Origin of the sequence: Longitalea arenae, from assembly GCF_016924755.1 — a bacterium.
In the GTDB taxonomy this organism is placed as follows: domain Bacteria; phylum Bacteroidota; class Bacteroidia; order Chitinophagales; family Chitinophagaceae; genus Niastella; species Niastella arenae.
Genome location: NZ_JAFFJX010000003.1, coordinates 451887 through 478357, shown reverse-complemented (window position 1 = coordinate 478357; position 26471 = coordinate 451887). Strand labels below are relative to the sequence as shown.

Here is a 26471-nt window from a genome sequence, read left to right as displayed (position 1 = left end):
ATGAAAAAATTGTTTGGTATCGTTACTGGTATGATTTGTATGTTAACTACTATGGCGCAGGGTTCCTTTACGATAAGCGGAACCGTGCGTTTTCAGCAGGAAGCGGCTGAACAGGCCACGGTAGTTTTGTTGCCATCCGGTATACAAAGAATGACCAATGAAAATGGCTTCTTCCGATTTTCCAAATTGGATACAGGAAGTTATGCATTGAAGATCTCCCATGTAGGCTATGCTACCCAGATTATACCTGTACATATTACCACTTCCAATGAAAGCCTGCACATTACGCTTCAGCCTGCAGAAGTTTCCAGCCTGGAAAATGTAATTGTCGCGGGGAGAAAAGGCGAGTCGGCCTCCGGCAAACTGCAGGATGTTTCAGGCACGGCGATCTATGCCGGCAAGAAAACGGAGCTGATCAACCTGAAAAATATCAATGCCAACCTGGCTACCAATAATACCAGGCAGATCTATGCCCGTATACCCGGCCTGAATATCTGGGAATACGATCATGGCGGATTGCAGTTAGGTATCGGCGGACGCGGACTTAGTCCCAACCGGTCGTCTAATTTCAATATTCGCCAGAACGGATACGACATAAGCGCCGATGCGCTGGGTTACCCGGAAAGTTATTATACGCCTTCTACCGAAGCGCTTGACCGCATCGAGATCGTACGCGGCGCAGCGAGCTTACAGTACGGTCCGCAGTTTGGCGGGCTCGTGAACTTTGTAATGAAGGAAGGACCGAAACAGGAGAAATGGCGGTTTACCACCAGGCAGACCATCGGCTCCTTTGGATTCTTTAATTCATTCAACAGCCTGGGGGGCACCATTGCTAATAACAAATTGAATTATTATACCTTTTACCAGTATAAAAAAGGCGATAGCTGGCGGCCCAACAGCCATTATGATCAGCACAATGCGTATGTGCATCTGGCCTATAATCTTACGCCTCGCTTTAAGGTGACAGGCGAATATACCCTGATGAAATACCTGGCCCAGCAGCCGGGTGGTTTAACCGATGAACAGTTTAAGGAAGATGCTTCCTTATCAGTAAGGGCCCGTAACTGGTTTACCGTTAACTGGAACCTGGTGAGCCTCCTCTTCGATTACCAGTTCAATGAACATACGCGTTTGAACTGGCGGAATTATACCTTACAGGGCAGCCGCGATGCATTGGGCGTGCTCACTTATATCAACCGCCCTGATAATGGCGGCAACCGGGATCTGTTGGCTGACGATTATAACAATTACGCTTCGGAACTGCGTTTTATTCATGATTACGCTTTGTTACATAAACAAAGCACATTGCTTATCGGCGGCAGATGGTATAAGGGACTGACCGACCGCCGGCAGGGCAGGGGCAATGATGGCAGCGGCGCCGATTTCGATTTTGAGGGGGAAGAGCCGGATGCTTCAGCTTTCCGTTTTCCCGGCAATAACCTGGCCTTTTTTGCAGAGAATGTATTCCGGTTAACACCCCGCTGGAGTATTACGCCCGGCATCCGTTTCGAACATATCAATACAAAGGCCAATGGTTACTATTACAAGCGGAATATTTTCATAGCCGATGAAAAGATCCTGGAAGATAAGTCGAACCCGCGTTCATTTGTTCTGCTGGGTTTCGGCAGCTCGTGGAAGTTTCCAAATGGCACCGAGCTCTATGCGAATATTTCGCAGAACTACCGCTCCATCAATTTTAACGACATAAGGGTTGTTAATGCCAATGCCAAAGTAGATCCTGAGCTGAAAGATGAAGACGGTTATAATATCGATGCGGGCTTCAGGGGCAATTATAAAGGCTGGCTCTATGCCGATCTCAGTGTCTTCCTGTTGAAGTACAATAACCGTATCGGCTCGGTATTTACCCGGGATACCAGTTTTATGACCTACCGCCTGCGTACCAATGTAAGCGATAGCCGCAATATAGGAACCGAGGTATTGCTCGATGGAGATCTCCTGAAAGCATTTGGAATGAAATCAAAATACAGACTGAACCTGTATACCAGCTTTTCATTGATCGATGCGCGGTATATCAACACCAAGAACAGCGCTATTGCAGACAAACTGGTAGAGAATGTTCCGCCCATTGTATTCAGGAGCGGCATCAGCTTTGCCGATCCGCATTTCAATATTTCTTTGCAGTATGCGTACCAGGGCAAACAGTATTCAGATGCTACTAACACCGAGATCACGCCAACGGCCGTTGATGGCGCTATTCCTGCCTTCAGCGTTTTAGATCTTAGTATAAGTTATAAATGGAGAAGCCTGGCCTTTTTTACCGGTATCAACAACCTTGCCGATGAAAAATATTTTACGCGGCGGGCCGATGGTTATCCCGGACCTGGGATCATACCGGCAGACAAGCGGAATGGGTATTTTACTGTTCAGCTCAGTTTGTAGCTACCACTTTATTTCCCACTGCGATTGATCATTTACAAAATAGATCAAACCATTGCTCATATGATGCAGGCTTTTTCCTGCGGTGTCGGTGCTGGTTTTGGTTTCATAAACCCGTACGCCATTATTTTCACGCGTAAGATAGTTGATCAGCGCGGTGAGCGTGGGTGGAATTTCATGCAGCCACTGCTCATCATTTTCTTTTACAAATGCCTGGCTCATGTTTTTACTTTTTTGATCTTTTGCTGAACCGTTTGTTTTCTCTTGGTCCAGCGGGCAAGCGGTTCAGGCAGCATTTTGAGGTTTCCTTTTTTATCCATCAATCCCACGGACCTGCCGAATTTTTCCATGAGTTTTTTACTGGCGGTGCGCGACTTTGCCCCTTCAAAGATCTGGTTAGTCTGTTTTTTCAATCGCTCGCTAAAGACCTTTAGCGCCTGATTGATCAGCTGCAATTCCTTTTTATATTCTTTCTGTTTGCGGTAATGGATCATCAGCCGGTCGTAAGGAAATGGATCGGTAGTACCGCTTTTTGTCTGTTGTTCGTATAATTCAATATTTTCTGTCGCCGTCGCCATTTTTACTATAAATGCAAAAACCGAACCCCGGCATATTGTTAAAAATAACTGCTTATCAATCAGGCTGCTGTAGGAAAATGCGCAAGGCCTGCCGGGCCGCCGCTGACGTTTTTGTCGGAAATATGAAAAAGGCTTTAGTCAATTCGGGCAGTTCAATTGTTTTAATAGTACACTGATCAGTACTTTAACTGAAGCCCCGATGTTTCCACACCGGGGCTTTTCTTTGGCAGCAACCGTTCCCATGTTAGAAAGATTCCAGGAACGACAGGTAGTCGCCAACACTTTTTTCAATTCTGTCTGCCCGGGCATTATGTTCCATGCCATAAAATACAAATGGTGGTTGGTAGGCTGCTTTTACATATTCAAAGGTGATCTCAAAAGGGGCGGTGAGCTCTTTCATGGTGTACCTGTATTTGCCGTCCGCCCTGTATTCTTCTTCATCGATGCCCGCTGATATCGCCAGCGCAATTTTTTTACCCTGCAGCTTATAACCGCTTTTACTTCCATAAGCCCAGCCATAGGTCAATACATCATCGAGCCATTTTTTAAAAAAGGGTGGACAATTAAACCAGTAAAAAGGAAACTGAAAAACAATTTTGTCGAAGCGCTCGATCAGTTTTTGTTCTTTTATAATATCAATTTTTTCGTCGGGGTATTCGCTATGCAGGTCATGGATGGTATATTTTTGCGGGTGTTTTTTCAATTCGTTCATCCACCGTTTATTAACAACCGATTTGTTTAAATTGGGATGGATCACAACTATTAAGGTTTGCATGCTGTTATCTTTTTTGAGCTGCAGACAAATTTAGCAGTAAACGGAATTGCCTGTAAGGCAGCATCCGATTGTAGGGTACTATAACTTTTGTAAGTATGACCAGAGTAAAAGAATCATCTTCACAGAATGAGAATAAGAAAGCGCTTGCGGCTGAGTGTATGGAGATCTATGCCGCAAATATCATTGGCGGTCAATGGACCCTGGCCATTTGCTGCCATTTGATCAATGGCAAACTGCGTTTTGGTGAATTAAAAAAGCGTTTACCCTGGATCACCGAGCGTATGCTGGCGCTTCAGTTGAAAAAAATGGAAAAGAACAGGCTCATAAAACGAACTGTTTTTGCAGAAGTGCCCCTGCGGGTAGAATATGAGCTTACTGAAAGCGGTAAAGGACTGCAACCTGTTTTAAAGCTGCTCGAAGAGTGGGGGATAAAACATCTCAAAAGCGGGAATAATTAAAAGCCTGTGCGGCCGTTATACTATGGTGCGTTTTTGGGCGAAAACTGCACGAAAAAAGCCCAAAACAACACGCTTATTAGTTTCACCGGCCCTGATTCATAATTTTTTATAGTTTCGCGGCGGTTAATTGAAGTCCTTAAGCCTGACAACATGAAAACGATCACTTTTTCCCTGGTAGCTTTTTTTGTAGTAAATGCTTCCTGTAAAAAGGAATCAACAGGTAATAGCAGCACGGGTTCCCAACAGTTAAAGACCTATACCGAAGATATTACCGCTGTCGGAGGCCGTACGGTAGAAACGTATAGTGTTAATTACGATGCCGCGGGCCGGCTAAGCAGCCTGGTATCCGTAACAAGACCCGGTTACCGCCAGGAATATACCTACGAGCATGATGATGAATTTACATTTGAAAAGATTGAAGGCAATAAAGTAACGGAACACAGCACCTATTATCTGAACAGCCATTCGCTGGTTGACAGCGCCTATCAATATAAGCTTAACGACACCCTTTCGTTCAGGTATTTTTATGACGAAGAGAACAGGCTCATAAAAAAGAAGGAATACATACATTCTTACCTTATTTCGAAGCCGGTATTGGTTAACACCACCAATTACGTTTACGATCTGAAAGGAACACTTACGAAGGTCTCGGAGAGTTTTGCGGAGACTACCTACCGGTACGATTCCGTGCATGAAAATACCGTGCAGCTGGAGCCATTCTATTTTCCGTTTGTGGCGAAGCTGCCTACCCATACCTATGCTACCCGCCATGGACGAACCATTCAAATTGAACACAGCTACCTGTACGATGAGCGCAAAAGGCTTCACCAGGAAACAGCAGCCGGCAGTGATGGCAGAACAATCGTGAAAACCTATACTTACCAGTAGATTTTCCGGCTGATGAGATAAAATAACGCCTGTTTTCTGATGGTTTAAAGCGGTGGAGACCAATGCCGGAATTTGATAAAACCCTTGCCCGGCCAGCGTTTTACAGGCCAATTGTGCTGTTTGGGATCATAAAACAGTCCAAAACATGCTTTTGAGGAAGGGAGGCCGCGATGTAATTTTACATCAGAAACAAAGAGATAACAGGATAAGAAAAGTGAAAGGGATAAATTGGTTATCTGGTTTCAAATAAAAGTAGATTTTACGATTTTTTTCATATGGCAAGCAATCGTTAGAGGTCGGCTGTTTCTACAGAGGACCTTTTTTCTTTTTAGCCCTACCTTCATTCGTTAGAAGCGGTTGCCAAAGATCCTTCCCAATAAACCGCCGCTATTCCTGAATCCTCTTCCGCCGCTTAACATGCCGATCAGCGAACCCAATCCACCACCGGCCATCATGCCGCCCATACCGCCCAGCATACCAGTTCCGCGGCCTCGACGGCGCAGCGCATTGGAGACGATTCCGCCAAGGATCAAAGGTCCTGCGATGCCCAATAACCCTTTCATAAGATTGCCTGAATTAATGCCCGCGCCTTTCAGCTTTTCCGTTAAACCAAGCGATGATAAAAAGGATGGCTTTGCCTTTTCTTCGGGCGGTACATCCTTAGCAGCAGTTGCTTTATCGGTAAATTCATTGAGTAATGAAAATTGCTTTTGGTCAACCCCCAGGTATTGCGAAATTTCCTGTACCCGTTGCTGCTCTTCCTGGCCGTAATTGTTATCGGATTTTGCAAATGCGATAAGATCTGCTACCAGGGAATATTTGAGGTCGCTGTTCTTTAAGATATCCAGGCATTTCCTGAGCTCTTCGCCGCTTAACTCGCTCGCTGCCTGGATCACCGCTTGTTTCTGTTGCTCAGAAATATCGGCCGCATCGCAGAGGGCTTCAAGAGATTGCAGCTCTTCCTCCGAAGCATGCCGGTCTGCAGTAGCAATGGAGGCAATGGCGCCCAGGTAAGCGCCTTTCTCCTGGTCGCTATAACCTTCTAAAACGGTTGAGGTTTCCATATATGAATTTTGAGTAATGAGCTTTAAAATTCATGCCAGCGCATCAGGCAAGTGTTCGAAGAGTGATTGAGTAACGCGTTGCTGTTACCGGCGCTGTGCTGTGTTCCCAGTCGCTCCTCGCCGGCCCCTGCATGATGTATAGAGATCTTTGCCTCACGGGGAAAGAGATGCTGGACTTTCTTGTTCGTAATGATCTGTCGTACGGCCTTAATTTAAATATGCAATCCCCTGCCAGTGAGATGCCTGCGATCCGGTCAAAAGGCGGCGCATCGCGGTGCCAGTTGATCACGGCGCCCATGGGATATTCTGTGACCAGCAATTCTGCAATTTGTTCGCGGCTGATCATTAACTGAGCCGCTACCTTATCGATCAGCCAGTCGAACTGGCCGGGTATCGGCTGGCCTTTGGTCAATTGCCGTGTTGTGAAATTATAATCGTAACCAAAGCTGGCGACTTTTCTTTTTGCGGTATATCCCTGGAATACCATGGCATGCAGTTCCAGCTGCTCAATAACTGCCAGTAATTCCGATTCCTGTTCTACCGTAATAAATTCCGGGGTGTAATGAAATCCTTCCGGGAGCAGGGGCGGTTGATCAAATAATGTTAACAGGCTATTCATCGCGCTAAGCTTTATAGTATGCTTTGGCATTACCAATTTTTATATGCTAAAAATGCGCCAGCAGCGTGGTATCGTAATTGTACACATACGGCACCGCAAGCCGGATTTTATCATATGAAAAAAGGAATATTGATTGTTATCATCCTGGTTGTCACCGGATTGATATTCTGGTTGATAAGAAAACCAGGCCATGATAAAAATAAGTTGCAGCAAACGGGTTCCACACGACAGGCAGATGCTGTGGGTTTATTGTGGTATAAGAACAGTGTCATCTACACCCTCGATGTAGAGGTGTTTAAAGATTCCGATAATAATGGGGTGGGTGACTTTGATGGTTTGACCAGCAGGCTGGGTTATATTGATTCCCTGGGCGCAGACGCTGTCTGGCTGGCCCCATTTCAACCCACGCCCAACCGGGATGACGGTTATGATGTAAGCGATTATTATACGGTGGACGAAAGACTGGGCACCCTTACCGATTTCAGGGAATTCATGGCGGCCGCAAAAGAGCGCAATATGCGGGTGATCATGGACCTGGTGATCAATCATACTTCTGATCAGCATCCCTGGTTCAAAGCGGCCAGCAAGGACCTGCGCTCTCCCTATCATGACTGGTATATCTGGTCGGCTACGAAGCCCGACAATATACATACTGGTATGGTATTTCCCGGCGTTCAAAAGAGCACCTGGACCTATGCGCCGGCTGTGAAGCAATATTATTATCACCGGTTCTATGAATTTCAGCCCGATCTAAACACCCAGCACCCCGGGGTGGAGCAGGAGATCAAAAAAATAATTAAACACTGGATGGACATGGGCATAGCGGGTTTCCGGCTCGACGGTGTTCCGTTTTATATAGAAATTCCGAAAACGAAAGGCGATAAATTCGAACATCGTTTCGAGATGCTTACTAACCTGCGGCATTATGTGCAATCGCTGCGCAAAGATGCGGTCATCTTAGGGGAAGCCAATGTGCTGCCTGAAGAGCAGGAGGACTACTTTGGTAAAAAAGGGGATGGCATGCACATGATGTTCAACTTCTTTGTGAACCAGCATTTGTTTTTGTCGCTTGCCAATGAGAACCCAACGCCCATGATCAGGGCCATGAAAGAAACGGCAGATATTCCGGCTGTTGCCCAGTGGGGACAGTTCCTGCGCAATCATGATGAGGTTGACCTGGGGCGCCTGAGCGAAAAAGAAAGACAGACCGTGTACGATTCCATGGGTCCGCAGCAAAGCATGCAATTGTATGACCGCGGCGTCAGAAGAAGGCTGGCGCCCATGTTGAACGATAACCGCAAAAAACTGGAACTGGCCTATGCGGTGCTGTTTAGTTTGCCCAGTACACCCGTGCTGCGTTATGGTGATGAAATTGCCATGGGCGATGATCAGGAGCTGAAAGAGCGGGAATCTGTAAGAACGCCAATGCAATGGTCAGCCGAACGCAACAGCGGATTTTCTATGGCTGCCAGGCCGGTAAGACCGGTGATTGACAGCGGGGAATATTCTTTTCACAAACGGAATGTAGCCTTGCAAAACGGCGATAGCAGCTCCCTGTTGAACTGGACGCGTTACATGGTACAATTGCGACGGCAGCACCCCGAAATAGGCGCGGGCAGCTGGAAAATACTGGAAACTGACAATCCATATATTTTTGGTATCGTATATAGCTGGCAGGGAAAAAGCCTGTTGAGTGTAATTAATTTTTCAAGAGCAGCACAGGCCTTTCGCGCCGGCGACAGTGTATTGAAGGATGCTGTTGCAAAACCAGTTATTAACAGGGGCGCACTGATCGAAACCGGTAAAACAGAATGGAAGCTGCATATAGATGGCTATGGATATGGCTGGTTTGAGCTTGTTAAATAGGCCAGCGGCAGCAATTATGATAAAAACAATAAGCTTTTTTTCCGGCTGGAGACCAATGCTGAAATTCAATGAAACCTTTGCGGGATCAGGGTTTTGCCATTTATTTAGCAGCTTTGGGATCATAAAACCAGTAAAAACATGCTTTTGAAGGTGCTCTGCGGCAATGTACTTTTACATCATCAACAACGGTAGCACGGTAAGAGGAGCAGAAAAGAAGGAGCTACCACGAAGCAAAAGCTTCACACAAAACAGACTTAGGTTTTTTTTCATATGGCAAGCAATCGTTAGAGGTCGGCTGTTTCTACAGAGGACCTTTTTTCTTTACCGCCAAACCCCAGAACTCCCAGCCCCAAAACCCCGACCCCCAGACCCTCTGAAGGGGCTTAGAAATACCCGCAACCCCGCGAATCCCCCCAAATGCCGGATCCCCAAACCCGCGAACCGCAAACCCTGAATCACCCAACCCTTAAAGAGGCTTTTGAATTAGTGCAAACCCTAAACGGGCTTCGACCCCAAAGCCGCGATGAAAGGAGCTTTACAATTATCCACCAAACCTGCCACTTTAACTGTATCCACTTCCTGTGAGGTGTTGAAAAAACAGCACAGATCGTTGAAGGATCTGTTCCAGGAATGCAATAAACAGCGCCTGGATTTCAAATATATGGTTACATCGTTCAATAAACAGGGGTTGATCGTTGAAGAAATGGGGTCAGATCGTTCAAAAAATTGTTCTGAGTATTCAACAAACAGGTTCGGTTTGTTCAACAAACAGGTTCAGTTTGTTCAATAAACTCCGCTGATTTTTCAATGATCGATACCTGATTGTTCAATGAATTGGGTGCTAGTATTCAATAAACCATACCAGGTTGTTCAACAAACTGGTATGGATCGTTCAATAAACTGTTATTGATTGTTCAATAAACTGGTATGGATCGTTCAATGATTTTAGGTGCAAGTGACTCATAATCACACATAGTTATGAGGAAGGTTGAACGCATTCAGGGCATTAAGCCGGGCCAGTTTCAGTTGATTTGCTTCCGGATCCATCCCTGTTTATCCTGCCATTCGACGAAAAAATAGTCTTTATAGGCGCCTAATAAACTCACCGTACTGCCGCTTTCCAGGGGCATTTTTACGGCAGCATTGCTGTCGGGCGCGTTTAATAAGGGCAGTACCTGAGACAAACGTCGCTGTTGCAAAGGCGAAACGCTTATGGCGGAACCCGCTACAAGTCCAATGGTACTATCGGGCAATTGCACTTTATAGAATTGATCGGTAGCCGCCTGTAGTTTAATGATGCTTCCTTTGGGCAGGTTTGTCTGCCGGTTCCTGATGCCGGAGGCTTCAGTATAAAATGCCGTATTCGTTGTTGTGCGGGCGTATTTTCGAAGATTTGTGGTATCTGTGCGTATTTCCTTCGCTTGCTCCCGCCGTGGATTAACGAACGGTAATGGGTCCACAGGCCCATCCATGGTATAAATGCCAAAGTGCAGGTGGGGCACGGTATGTTTGGCATTACCGGTATTGCCGATCAGGCCGATGGTATCACCCACCTGTACCGACTGGCCCGCCTGTACCAGCTGCTGGTCAAGATGCGCATAATACAAGGTGTAACCTTTGCCAGCGGCCCGCAGGAACACCACTTTACCACCCAGTTTGTTTTCGCTCACATTGGTCACCATTCCATTGACAGCGGCCAATGTTGGCGTTAAACGGGGCGCCTGGATGTCGATGCCTTCATGGCGCCTGGCCCCCGCATCGCGGTCGGCCCCCCAGATACTTATAATGCGGGGATTACCGCTTTTATGTACGGGAAAGGCCAGGGATGGCGCAGTGTTTATGGTGACCGTATAGGCCAGTCCCTGCAAGAGCTCAGGCTGCAGCCGAACGATATACGACCCTTCTTTCGTGATCTCATAAGAGATGCTTCCGGTAGCAGTATCGGCTGCCGCCAGCAACTTCGGCTGGCCATTTGTTACCGGTTGCCATAATTCGGTAAATAACAAAATGCCCGAGACGGGATTGGTATTAACGTGTACAGTCACCTGATCTCCGCGTTTCGCTGAAAAGAGATAACTGGTGGCTGCTGGCATATTCATTTCAAAATAGCCGGTTTCTTTATAAGGAATGCTAACAGGCAAAGGGCTTTCCAAACTTTTATCAGCTGCAGCGATCCATAATTTTCCCAGCCGGGTTTTTTCCAGTCCGGCCTTTTCAAGACTGTTGCGGTAGGTTTCATGGGGCGTTCTTTTCCCGAATAAACCTGGCTGTGATGGGTGGCAGGATGCCAGCGCCGCTATAAACACTATACAGTAAAAAGCAACTGCACGCATGTTCCTGTTAATTAAAGCCTGCAATACATAATTGATGGTATTGTTACTGGTCTGCAAATCACATACCGCCAGCTTATTCAGGGCAATGAATCGGTTATTACTGAAAAGATGGTGAACAGACCATAACCATTGTTGACATTCCCGATGCCCGTAGCTGGTACCTTCAAAGAAGGAAAACCCAGTTCATAGTCCTGGCTGCTTATATTTTTGAGATATTTATAGCAAACTTCACTAATAGCGTATCTTTTTAAATAAGGCTTGTGCACAACACCTGAATCGTCGCGAATTGTTTCCAGGGCTCTTGGCCAGGCGCTGAGGGTTATCGTTTTTGTCGTTCCATCGAATGATCGATCGTTGAAGAGGATGAGCTTGGGTTCGATACATTTACCTTCACCAGTAGGTAAGAGATCTGCCTGTTTGCGGTCGATGGCCGGATCTGCAGCATATACACACAGCAAATTAATGCCGGCATGTGTGCTGGCATGTAATGAGGTAAGATAATAATTGCTAACTCCTGCAGGGTCCTGGAAACTGAATTGTACATCATCCAGGAATTGGCCAACATCATCGAGCCGGGCATTTTTAATATGCGACACCGACAGGGTAGGCACCGGGGCCGTTGCTGCGGCAGTGGCTTCCGCAGTTGGATAACCGGGGGCGCCTGCTTTTATAGTATAGGTCTTCCCGGGTTCGGCGCTGGCTTGCCGGCTGATGTATTTTTTCTCTTGTGGATAAAAGAGCAGGCTGTCGATAAAAACATCATTTGCATACAGCGCCACCCAGGCGTTCTTAATATAACGCTGCGTATCGGGCATCTGGGTGTTTACCGTGCGGTCGATGCTAACCATGAACCGGTCGCCTACGGCTATATAACCATGGATCACCAGTTTTTGCGTATGGGGCAATGCGATGTCGATCGTGCGGGAGCACGAAAACAATAAGATCAATATAAGGGGTGTTCGTAACATAGACTAAAATTTAAACTGGTAGCTGATCGAAGGAACGATCGGGAAAACAGCTTTTGCTTTTACATGAAAGGTGTTTTGATCATTTCTTCTGATCTCATCCAGGTAAAAGATATTGAACCGGTTATACGCATTGTAAATACTCACCAGCCAGGTGCGGGTATAATGTTTTTTCGGTTTAATGAATTTGAGCGACAGATCTAACCGGTGATAGGCGGGCAGCCGCACATTGTTGCGGCTGCTGTATACATCGATCAGTTCCCAGGTATAAGGGTCATAATAGCTTTCATCCGGCAGGGTGACGGGGCGGCCGGAAGTATACAGCCAGTTGGCGCCTGCTTCAAAGCGGGCCGACCTTTTCCAGACAGCGGCCAGTTTTATTTCGTGCCGCCGGTCGAATAAAAAGGGAAATGACCGGCCCTCATTGATATCGTCAAACTGCCTCGTGCTTTTGCTTATTGTATAAGCAGCCAGGCCTTGTAACTTCCCTTTCGTTTTTTGCAGCGACCATTCAATGCCGTATGACCGGCCCTTGCCCGTGGTCACTTTATCTTCCCAGTTATCATAGGCGTTGAAGAAAACAGACTGGTCGATATAGTCAATGACATTTTTCATGGTTTTATAATACAGGTCCATACCAAAGCTATATACCTGTTTATGATGATAACTGACACCCGCCGATGCCTGCCGGGCTTTTTGGGGTGGAACCCGGCTGGTCACGGGCAGCCATAGATCGGTAGGCAAGCCGATATTGCTGTTCGATAACTGGTGAATGAACTGGTTCATTTCATGGTAAGAGGCGGAAAGGGTCCAGCGTTTTTTCAGCTGGTATAACCAACTGAACCGGGGTTGCAAAGAAGTGAACCCATTTTTTTGTGCATGGAACAGACTCAGGCGGATACCGATATTGGCTTTCATGCCCGGTAACAAACGGATATCGTCTTCAGCATATACATCATATTCCCCGGAAGTGGATGCCGCATAGTTGACGCGGGTATCGTTCAGTACCACATTGGCTTCCTGGTAAAAATAACTGCTGCCGGGCTGGTACCTGTGAAAAGTGGCCGAGAGGCCGGTCTTAATAAAATGGTTGGGGGATGGCAGATGATCCAGGTCGGCCCGGATGCCCCAGTCACGGATAGATGAGTGGTAAACATTCTTTTCCTGGTAAAAGTGATCGGGATCAGTGAGTTTTTCTTCGTAGGAACTGATCGTTTTGAACCTGTACCGGCTGTACGTGGCTGTTACGTTCGAAAATGTCTTTTTGTTCAGCACATGGTTCCAGCGCAGCATACCGGTCATATTGCCCCAGGAAAATCCGTCGCGGCCTTTATAGGAATCATAACGGCCCTGGTAGTTCGTTCCTTCCGCTTCCTCTTTCGCAAGCAATTTATCCTGCCCCAGGTAACAGCTCACATAAATATGATCTTTTTTGCCGGCTTCGAAATTCGCTTTTGCGTTCAGATCGGTAAAGAATGGATTCATCCTTATATCACTCTTGTTAATAGCCTGAATAGGGCGCAGGAAGAGGTCTACGTAGGTTCTGCGGCCGGAGACCAGGAATGAGGATCTTCCTTTTTGTATGGGTCCTTCCAGGGTGAGCTTCGAGAAGATGAGTCCAACACCGCCCTCGCCATGCAACTGGTATTTATCGCCTTCTTTCAGCTGTACATCTACTACCGAAGAGAGGCGGCCGCCATAACTGGCAGGTATACCTCCTTTCACGATAGCTGCGTTTTGAACGGCATCTGCATTGAAAATGCTGAAGAGGCCAAAGGCATGGGTTGTATTGTACACCGGCACCCCATCGAGCAGAATGAGGTTTTGATCGGCACTGCCGCCTCGCACATGCAGGCCGCTGGTGCCTTCATAACCGCCCTGGATCCCGGGCAATAACTGCATGGTCTTTAAAAGGTCTGATTCACCCAATAAGGCCGGCACTGATTTTACAAAGGCCGATGTGAGATTCATTTTGCCTGAAACAAATCCTTCGGGGGCAGTTTTTTTACCGGCGGCCTGTACGATCACGGTTTCATTCGGTTGGTCGCGAATGTCGAGCTGTATATTCAACGAAACATCTGATGTTAATGGTACGTGCTGTTCTTCCGTAATATAACCGGCATAAGATACCTGCATGGGGATCGTGCCGGCGGGCAGGGTAATGGAGAAAAAGCCGTAGGTATTACTTGTAGTGCCGGAATTCAGTGTTGGAATAATAACGGAGGCGCCGGTCAGCCTTTCCCCGGTTTTTTTCGCGGAAACATAACCGCTGATGGTATATTTTTTTTGCGAACTGGTGTCGGCCACCAAAATGATCTTATCTGTTTGTTCAACAAATCGTACAGGCTGTTTTCTGCAAATGACGATCAATACATCTTCCACTGTTTTTTCCTGTCCGCTCAAACGAATGGGTTTGGCCAGTTTTACAACGGATGAACTGTAATTGATAAGAACACCCGGTTGCTGGTTCAATAGCTCCAGCAACTCGCCGGTAGTGCCGGTAAGGCGTGGCAAACTGACCGGCCTTTTCAGCATCTGGCCCTGGCAGGTAGCGCAGAGCAATAGGAACGCGATGAATAGCCGCATGATTTCCTTTTTTAAGATTGGGAACAGGTAGTGCCCTATGCCGCCGGATCTACAAACTGCGGTTTAGCGGGCGCTGATGATGTACTGCCGGTTGCTTTCCTCTTTGATGTTGAATGAAGTAATAAGGGATAGTTCCTGCAGCACTTTCGTCAATGGCTGGTCATTAAAGGTAACCGTTATGGTAGTGCCTGCCAGTTGAGCTGAATCCTGCCTGTTGAGTATCATATTTACCTGGTAATAATTGCTGAGGGTAGCCATTACCTGCTGCAATGGGGTATTCTTAAACACCAGCTGCTTCGACTGCCAGGCGTTGAAGTTCACGTCGGTATTCATGGCCTTCTGCAATCGGTTCTGCCCATATACCGCTTTTTCCCCGGCTGATACGAGCAGCTTGCTGGCCGTATCATGCGCTGCATTGAATTTTACCAGCCCCGTTTTTACGATCAGCTGCACAGAGTCGTTTGCATTGATGACCGAAAAGCTGGTGCCCAGTACCGTTACATGCGCGGGGCCGGCGTTCACGATAAAAGGCGAAGCGGTATTACGCACTACACTGAAAAATGCTTCGCCCGTCAATGCCACCGCGCGTTTGCTGTTCGTAAAATGAGCGGGGTAATGCAAGGCAGCCCCCTGGCGCAGGTAAACCCGGCTGCCATCTTCGAGTTTCACTTCTTTTACGGCGGTATCGGCTGCAACGATGCGCATCCTGTTTGCATTAAACAGCTCCCAGATCAGCAAGCCTATCAGAAGAGCGGCCGCTATGGCGGCGGCCCTGCCGAGGGTAATGATCCAGCCGGTTTTTGCGGGCTGCAGTTGTGCAGAAACTGTTTGTAATGCCAGTTCGGTATCAAAGTCGATGGGCTCCTGTTCGGCTGACTGATGCCATAACTTTTCCAGCAAGCGGTAATCAGCCTCGTTCTGCGCGCTGGCGTTTAACCATTGCCGGATATCAGCTGCTTCCGCTTCGCTGGTTTGGCCGGTAAAATGTTTGGCCAGCAGATTGTAGATGTCTTCACTCATACCTGTATATTTAATGGCCGGTAAACAAACACCTTGAAGACGAAGGTCCCTGCAAAGATAACCGGACGGTTATCTTATAAAATAACCGACTCTTATGTCCCTTTCATCGTTTTCGGTTTCTTCCTGGTATAGGGTCAGCTCATGTGCGGTCAGTTGCCTTATGCGCCATGCTTCGTCGTCGATGATCACCGTGCTGTCGTTTACCAGCGTATATTCGAATATTTCTTCTTCAACACCTGTTGACAGGGTTCTGTAGGCATACACCAGATTGTCGTTTTTAAAGATCACTGTGTCGCCGGTGGTGCCGCTTGTTTCTTCGCGTTCCTGTAGAACAGGTACCGGTTTGTAATATTCCTCTATGCTTTTATCGAGCTGCCATTTGCCCAGCAACATGGCCCTGGTGGCTGCAAATTGCTGCAGGTCATCGTTCCGGTTGCAACCCCCTGTAATAAGTATTGAAATACATAATGCAATAACACAGATCTTTTTCATAACTGTACCTTTGGGTTATTAAATAACTACTGTTGTTTGGGGAGAAACGCAGCGTTTTTTTAAAACCCCTATCCGGCACCCGACTTTATTTTAAATAATGGCTCACCAGATAAAAGAGCACGATATAGGGTACGTTATTTTGTTTGGCATAATCCCGTAAAATACGCAATGCCTTGCCCATCTGGTTTTCGACGGTTTTTACGGAAAGTCCCAGTTCATCGGCGATCTGCTGGTAGCTGAGCTGCCCAAAGCGGCTGAGCTTGAAGATGACCAGGCATTGTGGCGGCAGGAGCGCCAGGGCCTTGCTGATGATCTTGTTGATGTCGGCCTCCGTGGTGGCTTGCGGGTCAGGAGTGGCCGCCAGCTGCGCCCCTTCCGGTTCAACCATATATTTGCCCGCCTGTTTGCGCAATAAGGAAATACAGCCGTTTTTGGTAGCTGTGAGCAAATAGAATTTAACCTGGTCGGTAAACATGACCGCCGGTTTCTTCTTCCATAGTTTAATAAAAACTTCCTGCGCCACATCTTCTGCGTCTTCTTTATTCTTTAGGAAAGAATACGCATAGTTGGCCAATGCATTATAATGCGCCCTGAAAAGCTGTTCAAATCTTTCATATGAAGGATGGTCAATATACATCAAGGCAGATTCGCAGGTAGATTATTTGAACTAAAATACGGTCTTTTTCCTATTGCAGCGTCCAACCTTTCGGCAGGGCTCACCCTTTTTTCTTTACTTTACATTTTGCGGTTGGGTCGTGCATGATTGCCGGCGTTTTGCCGTCAGATTCATATATTTTATTTTAAAAAGTTCATACATGAGAAAATTGCTGCTACTGGTTAGCTACTTTGTAGTAAATTTTTGTTTTGCGCAGGAAGGGTATAAAAAACCACCTAAGGAAATGGCCGAATTGCTGCTGGCCAAACCCACCCCTGCAGTAAGTGTAGATGGAAAAGGCGCCTGGATGCTGCTGATGGAACGCAACAGTTATCCATCTGTAGAAGAACTGGCACAACCGGAGTTAAAGCTGGCCGGCCAGCGGATCAACCCCAATAATTTTGCACCGAGCCGCCAGAACTTCATCAATCAATTCATGCTAAAAGACATTAAAGCGGGAAAAGAATACCCGGTGAGCGGCCTGCCTGCCAATATGCTGGCAGCGAATATAAGCTGGAGCCCCGATGATAAAAAGATCGCATTTACCAATACGACGAGCAAAAGCGTTGACCTGTACGTGATCGATGTGGCCAGCCGGAAAGCCACCAAAGTGAATAAACGCCCGTTGAACCTGATCCTGGGCACTGACCTGCTGTGGATGGATAACAATACCCTCTTGTATAAGACCATCGTACAACCAGCCTCAGCAGCGCCCGTCAAGTCGCTGATGCCTTCCGGCCCCGCCATCCAGGAGAACCTCGGTAAGGTGGCGCCCAGCCGTACCTACCAGGATCTTATCAGGTCTCCTTATGATGAAAAACTCTTTGCATTCTACAGCACGGTGCAACTGGTGAAAAATGTGAATGGTGTGGAAAGCAATATTGGTAAACCAGACATTTACAGTTCTTTCAGTTGTTCACCTGATAAAAAATATTTACTCATCCGCACCATTAACAAACCATTCTCTTACCTGGTGCCGGCCTATGGTTTCAATGCAACGGTGCGCATTACCGATCTTACCGGTAAGGTGGTGAAAGTGGTGGCCACCCTGCCTTCTTCAGAGCTATCGCCTTCAGGATATGACAATGTCTTAAATGCACCCCGTGGATTCGAGTGGCGCGATGATGAAGCGGCTACCCTTGTCTGGTGCACACCGCTCGATAGTGGTATTTACAAAAGCAAGACCGATTTTCATGATGCAGTATATTCATTGAGCGCTCCTTTTACCGCTGAGCCCAAAGCGCTTTTCAAGACCAGCTGGCGCTTTGGCGGCATACTGTGGGGCAACGAAAAAATGGCCCTGGTCACTGAACGCCTGCAAAGCAAACAAAGCGTACGCTTCAGCGGGTATGATCCTGCCAGCGGCCGGTTGGAAACCCTGATGGAAAGAAATACCACCGATGCTTACGGGAACCCTGGCACGCCGGTTACCGTGAAGAATAAATATGGCCGCCCGGTAATAAAGCTGATCGATAATGATACCAAAATGCTGATGAATAATCCCGTTGGCAGTTCACCGAAGGGCGACCTGCCTTTTATTGCCAAATTCGATCTCAGCACGAAACAAAATGATATTATCTGGCGTTGCCCGGAAGGTTCTTTTGAAACGGTGGTAGAAGTGCTGGATGCCGATAATTTGGTACTGCTCACCCGCCGGGAGTCGCAGCAGGAGATGCCGAATTATTATATTAAGAATCTGATCCGCCGGATAGCAGATCAGCCTATCACCAGTTTTACCAATCCCTATCCCCAGCTGGAAGGCATTCACAAACAAAAGATCTTTTACAAAAGAGCCGATGGTGTCGACCTCACCGGTGACCTGTACCTGCCAAAAAATTATGATCCCAAAAAAGATGGTCCGCTTCCTGTATTGATGTGGGCCTATCCCCGCGAATTCAATTCTGCTGCCGATGCGGCGCAGGTGCGCGGCACCAAAGAAAAGTTTACCATGGTAAGTTATGGGGGACCTGTTTTCTGGGTTACACAAGGTTATGCGGTGCTCGATAATGCGGAGATGCCGATCGTTGCTACGGATGCCAATAAAAAGCCCAATGATAATTTCATCGATCAGCTGCGCATGAATGCAGAAGCCGCTATCAATAAACTGGCCGATATGGGTGTAGGTGACCGTAACCGGGTTGCTGTTGGCGGACATAGCTACGGCGCCTTTATGACCGCCAACCTGCTGGCGCATACGAACCTGTTCAAAGCAGGTATTGCGCGGAGCGGGGCCTATAACCGCAGCCTTACGCCATTTGGTTTTCAGAATGAAGACCGTACTTACTGGCAGGCGCCCGAATTATATGCGGCGATGAGCCCTTTCAGTTATGCCGATAAAATAAAAACGCCTTTATTGTTGATCCACGGTGAAATGGATGATAATCCCGGCACTTTTCCCATTCAAAGTGAGCGCCTGTTCAATGCCGTTAAAGGACATGGCGGCACGGTTCGTTTTGTAAGCCTGCCTTATGAAGCGCATGGTTACAGGGCCAGGGAAAACCTGCTGCACATGCTGTATGAGCAAAATGCCTGGCTGGAAAAATATGTGAAGCAGGCAGGCAGGGGGAGTGAAGAAGGAGGCGGCAAAAAAGGATTTTAACTAATGATCGATGACCCGGTGGCATCCTCAGCTGAGGATGCCATTTTTTTTGGGGCGTCCCCGCCAGTTTTGCCGTTCCACCACTGAAGTTTCTTATTGCCATGATCGGCTGAATACACAAGCCTGGCATGGCGCCGGGGATGCAACAAAATGGGCTATAAAAACCCCATTTTTTGCAAGCGCTTTTCGGTTATAGCATATTGATTTGTAATGGTCGCTGGTATATTTATTGAGGTCTTACCATAAAACAATATTGTATGGGAAAAGATAGAGAAGGTAAATTTCACCCCGGCAAAGGAAAGCCCTCCGGTGCGAATAAAAGCGAGCCGGAAATTCCCGCTGATCTGCCGGTTCGGCACCCTAATAGAAATACCAGCAAGGGTGAGGATTTTTCAAAGACTGAATCAACACAAAACAAGAGTAGAAACGAAACGTATACAGAGGAGGTAACGAAAACCCAGCCGGAAGAACTGGTTGGTGATCTGACAAAAGACATTTTTATTGAACTAGCAAGTTATGAACAATCGCCCTGTATCAGTATCCTGATGCCTACGCATAAAGCGGGTGTGGAAGTGAATGAGCAGGTTGATATGACCGTATTCAAAAGCGCCTTACAGCAGGCTGAAAAGATCCTGAATGACCAGGGAACGGATACGATCCTTATCAAAAAGATGTTGAAGCCCGGTTACGATCTCTTACGGGAAGACAAGTTCTGGCGTTCACTCAATCATGGACTGGCGGTATATATAGCCGATGGCTTTTTTAAATATCTAAAACTGCGCGCACCATTGATACAACATGTTCGCGTGAATACATCTTTTTATGTGAGCCCGCTGGTTCCTTTTATGGTTCGATCTGAATATTTTTACATACTCGACATTGCCAAAAAGTTCCCCCGTTTTTACCGCGCCGATGCCATAGGTATTGAGCATTTGCAGGTAGAAGAATTGCCCAGCGGTGTAGATGATGTGGTACAGGTAGAAGAAAAAGGTGGTAATGGTGTCTTCAGAACGGCAGGGAAAGCAGGTCCCGCCGCGAACTTTCACGGACTAGGTGCAGGCCGGCCGGATGAAAAAGAGAATATTGCGATCTACCTGGAAGAGGTGGACGATACCATTTGGCAAACGCATCTTAACCGCGAAACGGTGCCCTTATTACTGGCGGGGCAGGACTTCCTGATCCCCATCTACCGGTCGGTATCCGATTATAAATACATCTGGCCCGAAGCATTGACCGGTAATCACCACCAGCAGAACGACAATGAATTGTATGAAGAAGCCATGCAGGTGATGAAACCATACTTCGATCAGCCATTAATGCGGGCCCTCGAAGATTATGGGAACAAATCAGCCACTGAATTAACGTCTACCAATGTAGGTGTAATTATACCGGCCACCTATTATTCAAGAGTTTCTCATTTGTTTGTAAGAAAGGGCAGCAGGATCTGGGGAACCTTTAATGAACAGGAGAACAAACTGGATATTCTGGATAATGAATCAGAGACAGTGGATGATCTTATCGATAAAGCTGTGATCAAAACCATCCAGAACGGCGGCGAAGTATATTTCCTGGAGGCCAATGAAATGCCGGAACAGGGTGAACTGGCCGCTATTCTCAGGTATTGATGGATGCCCAACCAACTCGTCATACATCAAAAAAGGCCGTCTCGAATTGATCGGACGGCCTTTTGTTTTGTAGGAATATCTTACATGGTTAGCCTGCCTTCAATGGAATCATCCAGTGTTTTACCGGTGGCGGCGCCTACCATCATTTTAAGAAAAGCAATGGCCTTGCCGTGTTTGGTATCCCAGTAATAGCCTTCTTCCGGAGTTACTTTAATAACGGTGATGCGCGGATCATCCTTGCCTTCCGTAAACCAGGTCTTCATGATCGGTTCCCACAATTCTTCAATTTTATTCCGGTCGGTGATGATCTCTGCTTTACCTGTTAAATACATAAAATCGGCATGGGCCGATCCCTGGAAAAACAGTTTTACTGTATGATCAATGGCTATCTCCTGGTTTTTATGACTGTCACTTGCGCTGAGGAACCAAAGATTACCCGCTTCATCAATTTGTTGTACACTCATCGGGCGAACGCCGTTCGATTGCCCGCTGACGGGATGTCCTGTATCAAAGAAACAGGTCTTTGCTTTATCAACCAGTTCGCGTAACTTTTCAATAGCCGCTTCATTGCTCAGGTTTTCGCGATTCTTTTCCGGTTGATTTTTGTTAATGCTATCCATAACATTTGATTTAATATAGCTTGTTCAACAAATATGCCGGGTCATTTATTTCTCAATATGCACCGGCCCGCCCGCTACTTCAGTTTGAACATGAGCGCCTGCCAGGGTAATAATGTCAATTCATGTGCATCGTGTTGCAGGGAGGTTTCATTGTTATTGATCAGCTGAAATTGTTTCTTTTGCAGTTCCTTCGGGATCTTATAAGCGACCAGGTCATTGGAAAAATTAAGCACGATAAGGGTCGTCGTTTTTTCAAGGGTGCGGGTATATGCATATACTTTTTCATGGTCCACATCATACACTTTGTATTCGCCATAGACCAGTTCCAGGTGATCTTTTCTTAGCTGCACCAGGTGCCTGAAATAATTGAGTGGTGAATTCCTATCGGCATCCTGTGCTTCCTGGTTGATATACACATGGTCATTATTTACCTTGATCCAGGGTTGGCAGGTAGTAAAACCGGCGCAAGGTGTGGCGTCCCACTGAAAAGGCGTACGGCCATTGTCGCGTGCACCGAATTGCTGGTCTTTAACGAACTGCTCTATGTCTTCATTTTTAGATTTCAGGTAATGATACATGTACAAGGTTTCAAGATCCCGGTATTCATCGATGGATTCAAACTTGATATTGGCCATACCCAGCTCATCGCCGTTATAAAAAATGGGGGTGGCGCGCATCGTGAGCAGGAAGGTCATCAGCAGTTTACAGGAGGGAATCCTGAATTCCGGTGCATCATTGCCCCATCGGGAAAGCATCCGCGGTTGATCATGATTGCCAAGGTAAATGGTGCCCCAGCCTTCTTTGGCAAACACATCGTTCCATTCCGTATATAATTTCTTAAAGGCCGGCAGCGAGTACCCATTGGGGTCGGGCCGTTTAAAACCCTCTTTCGCGTAACCGAGCTCCATACCCTTAAAATGGTACAACATGTGCAGTTCCTGCCGGTCTTCATGCACAAAGAGCAAAGCCTCCTCTTTTTCAATACCCGGCGTTTCGGAGATGGTGACCACATCTTTATAATGCTGCAGTACTTCGCGGTTCATTTCATGCAGGTAATCATGCAGTTTAGGCCCTTTGGAATAGAAATAAGAAAAGTCATTCTTATATTTTTCAGCCAGGTCTTTTTCTGACACTACCGGCCATGTAGTGTCTTTTGAAATATAGGAAATGGCATCCAGCCGGAAACCGTCGATCCCTTTGTCGAGCCAGAACCGCATCATTTGATAGATCTCCTGCCTTACTTTGGGATTTTCCCAGTTAAGATCGGGTTGTTTGTTGGAGAAATAATGCAGGTAATAAGCATCTGTTGAGGGATCGTATTGCCAGGCGTCGCCTTTTTTATCGAAAAAGCTGTACCGGTGTGGTGGTTTGCCTTTTTCTGCAGGCCACCAGTGGTAATAGTCGCGATAGGGATTATCCCTCGATTTCCTCGATTCCACAAACCAGGGATGTTCGTCGCTGGTGTGATTAACGACGAGGTCCATGATCAGTTTTATACCCCTGGCATGTAAACCTACCAGCAAAGCATTGAAATCGGCGATGGTGCCAAATGTGGGTGAAATAGCTTCATAGTTACTGATATCGTACCCGTTATCATCATTGGGGGAGGCATAAATGGGATTGAGCCATACCAGCCCCACACCCAGGCTTTGAATATAATCCAGTTTTGAAATAAGGCCCGGCAGATCGCCGATACCATCACCATTACTGTCCTTAAAACTCCGCGGGTAAACCTGGTATATCACGGTTTCTTTCCACCATTCTTTATCTTTTATCTGCATACGTAAAGATTAATGTTGTTAAAATTTAGCAATTCCGATACCACCTGTTCCCGGGGTGGCGGGGTATGAATTTTGAACGTTTAACTGCATGGCAAACAAAAAAAATAAACAAGAAGGACTGTCAGAGCAGGTCCACAGTGAATTTGAGACCAGTGTTGGGAACGATTTCAATGTAGTGCGTGAAGAAACGCCTAAAAAGCTCGATGAGAATGACAGGGGTACGGCGCTTAATCAGCTGCCCAATGAAGATCATGTTAAAAATGAGCAGCAACCAGGTGAGGAGCCGCCGAAGATGAATGCGCCGGAGGAAGGCTGAGCGGCCGGTTCAGGGGTTGGCGGGCCGACGGGATGATCGGTTGAGGAGTTAACGGATTAACAAATAATTACAGTGGAGAGCATCAGGATGCCGTTTCAACTGGTCAACTAGTTAACTTTTCAACTTAAATTTGCCCCTCAAATTCCTGCGGTTGAAACATTTAAAAGCGCTTGAGACCTATTTCTGGAAATACCGGTACCGGTTGTTCCTGGGCATCCTGTTTATCGTTGTTTCCAACTATTTTGCCGTGCTGGCGCCCCAGGTCACCGGTTATGTATTTGATGTGGTGCAACGCTCATTTGGCATTGAGCAGAAGAAAGCACCTGTACAGTATGACTGGCTGGTGATCTATTTTATCGGATTTGCCGAAAAGCACAGGACCATTTCTGTTATTGCCCTCTGCGGCATTACCATCCTGGTGCTTGCGCTGATCCGTGGTATTTTCATGTTCCTGATGCGGCAAACCATCATCGTGATGAGCCGGCATATTGAATTCGATCAAAAGAACCAGATCTTCAAGCATTATCTCACCCTCGATACCAATTTTTATAAGACCCACAGTACGGGCGACCTCATGAACCGCATGGCGGAAGATGTTAGCCGGGTGCGGATGTTCACGGGACCGGCCATTATGTATTTCATCAACCTGGTGTCGCTGATCTCCCTGTCGGTATATTATATGTGGAAGAAAGATCACATGCTTACCATGTATGTACTGGCGCCGCTGCCCATTCTGGCAGTTACCATTTATATAGTAAATACCATCATCAATAAAAAGAGTGAAAGGATCCAGGCATTACTGAGCGATCTCACTACCAATGCCCAGGAATCCTATTCCGGTATCCGGGTCATTAAATCCTTTGTACAGGAAAAGGCCATGTTCCAGTTCTTCGAGAAGAACAGTGAGGAATATAAAACGAACGCTATTGCGCTGGCGAAAACAGAAGCCTTGTATTTTCCATCCATGACGCTGCTCATTGGTTTGAGTACCTTGCTTACGATCATGATCGGCGGCATTTACGCTATTTACGGAAAGCATGATATTCAGATGAGCACCATTGCCGAATTTGTGATGTACATCAATATGCTCACTTTCCCCGTAGGTGCAATCGGGTGGACGGCCAGCATGATCCAGCGCGCGGCGGCTTCTCAAAAACGGATCAATGAATTCCTGCATACCGAGCCGGCCATTGTGAACCCGGCAAATGCGCAAAAACCGGCTCTGCAGGGCAGTATTGAATTTGATAATGTTGATTTTGTTTATCCCAATACCGGGATCCAGGCGCTTACTCAATTCAATTTGCAGATCAAAAAAGGACAGAAAGTGGCGATCATCGGTCATACCGGCAGCGGTAAAACCACTATTGCGCAATTGTTATTACGCATGTACGACCCAACGGTGGGCAGCGTGAAGATCGACGGCACTGATCTGCGGCAAATGGATCTGCAGGAATTGCGGCGCCAGATCAGTTATGTGCCACAGGATGTGTTCCTGTTCAGCGATACTATTAATAATAATATTCTGTTCAGTCCGGCTACGAATGATAATGCCAATAACGATACTGTTGTAAAGGCAGCCCGCTATGCGAGTGTTGAACGCGAGATAGAGCATTTTCACGACAAATACGATACAATGGTAGGGGAGCGGGGTGTTACACTAAGTGGCGGACAAAAACAACGTATTTCGATTGCGCGTGCACTCGCCAAAGACCCGCAGATCGTGGTGTTTGACGATTGCCTTAGTGCCGTTGACGCCCGCACAGAGAAAGAGATCCTGGGCAATTTAAGTATCTACCTGCAGCATAAGACGGCTATTATTATCACTCACCGCATTTTTACCCTTTTCGATTTTGATATCATTGTTGTGCTTGATGAAGGGAAGATCGTAGAGACCGGAACACATAATGAATTATTATCATTAAACGGTTATTATGCGTATTTATACGAACAACAGCTGCAACAGGAGCGCGAAGAAGGTTAAAATAGGCCGGAAATGGGGATAACTAAGGGAAATTACTTCGTAAAATGCTAATGAAATTTTGTTGATTCTAAAACAATATTATATTTGTAACGCTTTTTTTTGTGAAAATTTGATAATTGTTAACTGCAAAACTTAAATGACTGTGGCGTACGAAAACAACGACAAACGTATGGAAAGCGTTTATAGCAAACGCATAAGAGCTGGGAAAAGAAGAACCTACTTCTTTGATGTGAGGGCTACCCGTGGAAATGATTACTACATTACCATTACGGAGAGCCGCAAAAAATTCAATGAAAACGGGTACGACAGGCACAAGATCTTTCTTTACAAAGAAGATTTCAACAAATTCTTAAAGGCATTGACCGAAGCAGTAGATTATGTGAAAACTGAACTGATGCCGAATTTCGATTTTGACGCCTACAACCACGATCAAGTTGCAGATACAGATATCGATGAAGTAGCTGAAGCTCCGGAATTATCACCAGTAAGCACCGCTTCTAACAATGGAACTGGTTCTGCTGCTGATGCTGGTGAAGAAGTTGATAAATGGTAATATCTCCATAAACGTTCTTTGATCTAGCAAGCTCCCGCAAGGAGCTTTTTTTTATGCCTGCAGGGCAGCGCCCGCGCCCGCTGCACAGGATGTTTCACTGAGCTTAAGCGTTCGTCAGGGGCGATCCCGGATCATTATAAGCTCAATGATCAGAATATTAAACGCCGTTGCCTGATTTTCCTGCCAAAACATGCATCGATCCCCTTGATTATTATGCCTTTACTGCACTGGCATTAAACTTGACATATATGCCAATTGCCTTCAATTCATGGTATTCTAAGCAATAGTATGTTATTTTGT

The 26471-nt window shown here is 46.7% G+C and carries 22 protein-coding genes; 9 read left to right on the top strand and 13 right to left on the bottom strand.

Annotated elements, in window-relative coordinates; all coding sequences use genetic code 11:
• On the top strand, positions 1–2400 hold the full coding sequence (locus tag JT717_RS10595; protein WP_205510177.1) for a TonB-dependent receptor: 2400 nt from the start codon (positions 1–3) through the stop codon (positions 2398–2400).
• On the opposite strand, the gene JT717_RS10590 is transcribed toward JT717_RS10595, so the two are convergent.
• From JT717_RS10590 to JT717_RS10580, 3 genes are all read right to left on the bottom strand, one after another.
• Positions 2401–2619 carry a hypothetical protein gene (locus JT717_RS10590; protein WP_205510176.1) on the bottom strand — a complete coding sequence of 73 codons (219 nt, stop codon included), beginning with the start codon at positions 2617–2619 and terminating at the stop codon, positions 2401–2403.
• Positions 2616–2975 carry a hypothetical protein gene (locus JT717_RS10585; RefSeq protein WP_205510175.1) on the bottom strand — a complete coding sequence of 120 codons (360 nt, stop codon included), beginning with the start codon at positions 2973–2975 and terminating at the stop codon, positions 2616–2618. Before JT717_RS10585 ends, JT717_RS10590 begins: the two co-directional genes overlap by 4 nt.
• A gap of 244 nt (positions 2976–3219) precedes the next feature.
• On the bottom strand, positions 3220–3750 hold the full coding sequence (locus tag JT717_RS10580; RefSeq protein ID WP_205510174.1) for an NAD(P)H-dependent oxidoreductase: 531 nt from the start codon (positions 3748–3750) through the stop codon (positions 3220–3222).
• 95 nt (positions 3751–3845) lie between these two features.
• Here JT717_RS10580 and JT717_RS10575 point away from each other — a divergent pair, with 95 nt between their 5' ends.
• A complete protein-coding gene (locus tag JT717_RS10575) occupies positions 3846–4208 on the top strand; it encodes a winged helix-turn-helix transcriptional regulator (RefSeq protein WP_205510173.1) in 363 nt (120 codons plus the stop codon).
• A gap of 150 nt (positions 4209–4358) precedes the next feature.
• Positions 4359–5096, top strand: coding sequence for a hypothetical protein (locus tag JT717_RS10570; RefSeq protein WP_205510172.1), 738 nt, complete (start codon positions 4359–4361; stop codon positions 5094–5096).
• A 347-nt stretch (positions 5097–5443) separates the two neighbouring features.
• Here JT717_RS10570 and JT717_RS10565 read toward each other — a convergent pair whose 3' ends face one another.
• Positions 5444–6160: a tellurite resistance TerB family protein gene (locus JT717_RS10565; protein WP_205510171.1), complete on the bottom strand. Its 717-nt coding sequence runs from the start codon at positions 6158–6160 to the stop codon at positions 5444–5446.
• A gap of 43 nt (positions 6161–6203) precedes the next feature.
• Entirely contained in the window at positions 6204–6809 is a 606-nt protein-coding gene (locus JT717_RS10560; protein ID WP_205510170.1) for an alpha-ketoglutarate-dependent dioxygenase AlkB, read from the bottom strand.
• 84 nt (positions 6810–6893) lie between these two features.
• Between JT717_RS10560 and JT717_RS10555 the strand changes: the two genes are divergently transcribed.
• Entirely contained in the window at positions 6894–8645 is a 1752-nt protein-coding gene (locus JT717_RS10555) for an alpha-amylase family protein (protein WP_205510169.1), read from the top strand.
• Positions 8646–9667: 1022 nt separating this feature from the next.
• On the opposite strand, the gene JT717_RS10550 is transcribed toward JT717_RS10555, so the two are convergent.
• From JT717_RS10550 to JT717_RS10525, 6 genes are all read right to left on the bottom strand, one after another.
• Entirely contained in the window at positions 9668–10978 is a 1311-nt protein-coding gene (locus JT717_RS10550; protein WP_205510168.1) for a M23 family metallopeptidase, read from the bottom strand.
• 77 nt (positions 10979–11055) lie between these two features.
• Positions 11056–11946, bottom strand: coding sequence for a DUF4249 family protein (locus tag JT717_RS10545; RefSeq protein ID WP_205510167.1), 891 nt, complete (start codon positions 11944–11946; stop codon positions 11056–11058).
• Positions 11947–11949: 3 nt separating this feature from the next.
• Positions 11950–14529 (bottom strand): TonB-dependent receptor, encoded by a 2580-nt coding sequence (locus JT717_RS10540; RefSeq protein ID WP_205510166.1) that lies wholly within the window; start codon positions 14527–14529, stop codon positions 11950–11952.
• Between the two features lie 63 nt (positions 14530–14592).
• Entirely contained in the window at positions 14593–15549 is a 957-nt protein-coding gene (locus JT717_RS10535; RefSeq protein ID WP_205510165.1) for a FecR family protein, read from the bottom strand.
• A 69-nt stretch (positions 15550–15618) separates the two neighbouring features.
• Entirely contained in the window at positions 15619–16041 is a 423-nt protein-coding gene (locus JT717_RS10530) for a lipocalin family protein (RefSeq protein WP_205510164.1), read from the bottom strand.
• An 85-nt stretch (positions 16042–16126) separates the two neighbouring features.
• Entirely contained in the window at positions 16127–16678 is a 552-nt protein-coding gene (locus tag JT717_RS10525) for an RNA polymerase sigma-70 factor (RefSeq protein ID WP_205510163.1), read from the bottom strand.
• Between the two features lie 178 nt (positions 16679–16856).
• Here JT717_RS10525 and JT717_RS10520 point away from each other — a divergent pair, with 178 nt between their 5' ends.
• Complete coding sequence (locus JT717_RS10520) at positions 16857–19295, top strand: alpha/beta hydrolase family protein (RefSeq protein ID WP_205510162.1); 2439 nt, start codon at positions 16857–16859, stop codon at positions 19293–19295.
• Positions 19296–19552: 257 nt separating this feature from the next.
• Positions 19553–20920: a baeRF7 domain-containing protein gene (locus JT717_RS10515; protein ID WP_205510161.1), complete on the top strand. Its 1368-nt coding sequence runs from the start codon at positions 19553–19555 to the stop codon at positions 20918–20920.
• Between the two features lie 80 nt (positions 20921–21000).
• Here the strand turns inward: JT717_RS10515 and JT717_RS10510 are convergent, their stop codons facing one another.
• Both JT717_RS10510 and JT717_RS10505 read right to left on the bottom strand, forming a co-directional pair.
• The gene (locus JT717_RS10510; protein WP_205510160.1) at positions 21001–21540 is read right to left on the bottom strand and encodes a pyridoxamine 5'-phosphate oxidase family protein; all 540 of its coding nucleotides are present in this window, start codon (positions 21538–21540) and stop codon (positions 21001–21003) included.
• A gap of 74 nt (positions 21541–21614) precedes the next feature.
• Positions 21615–23321, bottom strand: coding sequence for a glycoside hydrolase family 13 protein (locus JT717_RS10505; protein WP_205510159.1), 1707 nt, complete (start codon positions 23319–23321; stop codon positions 21615–21617).
• 88 nt (positions 23322–23409) lie between these two features.
• On the opposite strand from JT717_RS10505, the gene JT717_RS10500 reads away from it, so the two are divergent.
• The 3 genes from JT717_RS10500 to JT717_RS10490 all read left to right on the top strand — a co-directional run bounded on the left by JT717_RS10500 (position 23410) and on the right by JT717_RS10490 (position 26171).
• Positions 23410–23637 (top strand): hypothetical protein, encoded by a 228-nt coding sequence (locus JT717_RS10500; RefSeq protein WP_205510158.1) that lies wholly within the window; start codon positions 23410–23412, stop codon positions 23635–23637.
• A gap of 151 nt (positions 23638–23788) precedes the next feature.
• Positions 23789–25618, top strand: coding sequence for an ABC transporter ATP-binding protein (locus JT717_RS10495; protein ID WP_205510157.1), 1830 nt, complete (start codon positions 23789–23791; stop codon positions 25616–25618).
• Between the two features lie 136 nt (positions 25619–25754).
• On the top strand, positions 25755–26171 hold the full coding sequence (locus JT717_RS10490; protein WP_205510156.1) for a DUF3276 family protein: 417 nt from the start codon (positions 25755–25757) through the stop codon (positions 26169–26171).
• The last annotated feature ends 300 nt before the right edge of the window (positions 26172–26471 follow it).

What these genes read in the sequence shown, in the direction of transcription:
- JT717_RS10490 (WP_205510156.1), top strand. Translation starts at nt 25,755, where the DNA reads ATGACTGTGGCGTACGAAAACAACGACAAACGTATGGAAAGCGTTTAT.
- JT717_RS10575 (WP_205510173.1), top strand. Translation starts at nt 3,846, where the DNA reads ATGACCAGAGTAAAAGAATCATCTTCACAGAATGAGAATAAGAAAGCG.
- JT717_RS10590 (WP_205510176.1), bottom strand. Translation starts at nt 2,619, where the DNA reads ATGAGCCAGGCATTTGTAAAAGAAAATGATGAGCAGTGGCTGCATGAA.
- JT717_RS10505 (WP_205510159.1), bottom strand. Translation starts at nt 23,321, where the DNA reads ATGCAGATAAAAGATAAAGAATGGTGGAAAGAAACCGTGATATACCAG.
- JT717_RS10555 (WP_205510169.1), top strand. Translation starts at nt 6,894, where the DNA reads ATGAAAAAAGGAATATTGATTGTTATCATCCTGGTTGTCACCGGATTG.
- JT717_RS10520 (WP_205510162.1), top strand. Translation starts at nt 16,857, where the DNA reads ATGAGAAAATTGCTGCTACTGGTTAGCTACTTTGTAGTAAATTTTTGT.
- JT717_RS10595 (WP_205510177.1), top strand. Translation starts at nt 1, where the DNA reads ATGAAAAAATTGTTTGGTATCGTTACTGGTATGATTTGTATGTTAACT.
- JT717_RS10530 (WP_205510164.1), bottom strand. Translation starts at nt 16,041, where the DNA reads ATGAAAAAGATCTGTGTTATTGCATTATGTATTTCAATACTTATTACA.
- JT717_RS10545 (WP_205510167.1), bottom strand. Translation starts at nt 11,946, where the DNA reads ATGTTACGAACACCCCTTATATTGATCTTATTGTTTTCGTGCTCCCGC.
- JT717_RS10585 (WP_205510175.1), bottom strand. Translation starts at nt 2,975, where the DNA reads ATGGCGACGGCGACAGAAAATATTGAATTATACGAACAACAGACAAAA.
- JT717_RS10510 (WP_205510160.1), bottom strand. Translation starts at nt 21,540, where the DNA reads ATGGATAGCATTAACAAAAATCAACCGGAAAAGAATCGCGAAAACCTG.
- JT717_RS10550 (WP_205510168.1), bottom strand. Translation starts at nt 10,978, where the DNA reads ATGCGTGCAGTTGCTTTTTACTGTATAGTGTTTATAGCGGCGCTGGCA.
- JT717_RS10540 (WP_205510166.1), bottom strand. Translation starts at nt 14,529, where the DNA reads ATGCGGCTATTCATCGCGTTCCTATTGCTCTGCGCTACCTGCCAGGGC.
- JT717_RS10570 (WP_205510172.1), top strand. Translation starts at nt 4,359, where the DNA reads ATGAAAACGATCACTTTTTCCCTGGTAGCTTTTTTTGTAGTAAATGCT.
- JT717_RS10580 (WP_205510174.1), bottom strand. Translation starts at nt 3,750, where the DNA reads ATGCAAACCTTAATAGTTGTGATCCATCCCAATTTAAACAAATCGGTT.
- JT717_RS10565 (WP_205510171.1), bottom strand. Translation starts at nt 6,160, where the DNA reads ATGGAAACCTCAACCGTTTTAGAAGGTTATAGCGACCAGGAGAAAGGC.
- JT717_RS10535 (WP_205510165.1), bottom strand. Translation starts at nt 15,549, where the DNA reads ATGAGTGAAGACATCTACAATCTGCTGGCCAAACATTTTACCGGCCAA.
- JT717_RS10560 (WP_205510170.1), bottom strand. Translation starts at nt 6,809, where the DNA reads ATGCCAAAGCATACTATAAAGCTTAGCGCGATGAATAGCCTGTTAACA.
- JT717_RS10500 (WP_205510158.1), top strand. Translation starts at nt 23,410, where the DNA reads ATGGCAAACAAAAAAAATAAACAAGAAGGACTGTCAGAGCAGGTCCAC.
- JT717_RS10525 (WP_205510163.1), bottom strand. Translation starts at nt 16,678, where the DNA reads ATGTATATTGACCATCCTTCATATGAAAGATTTGAACAGCTTTTCAGG.
- JT717_RS10515 (WP_205510161.1), top strand. Translation starts at nt 19,553, where the DNA reads ATGGGAAAAGATAGAGAAGGTAAATTTCACCCCGGCAAAGGAAAGCCC.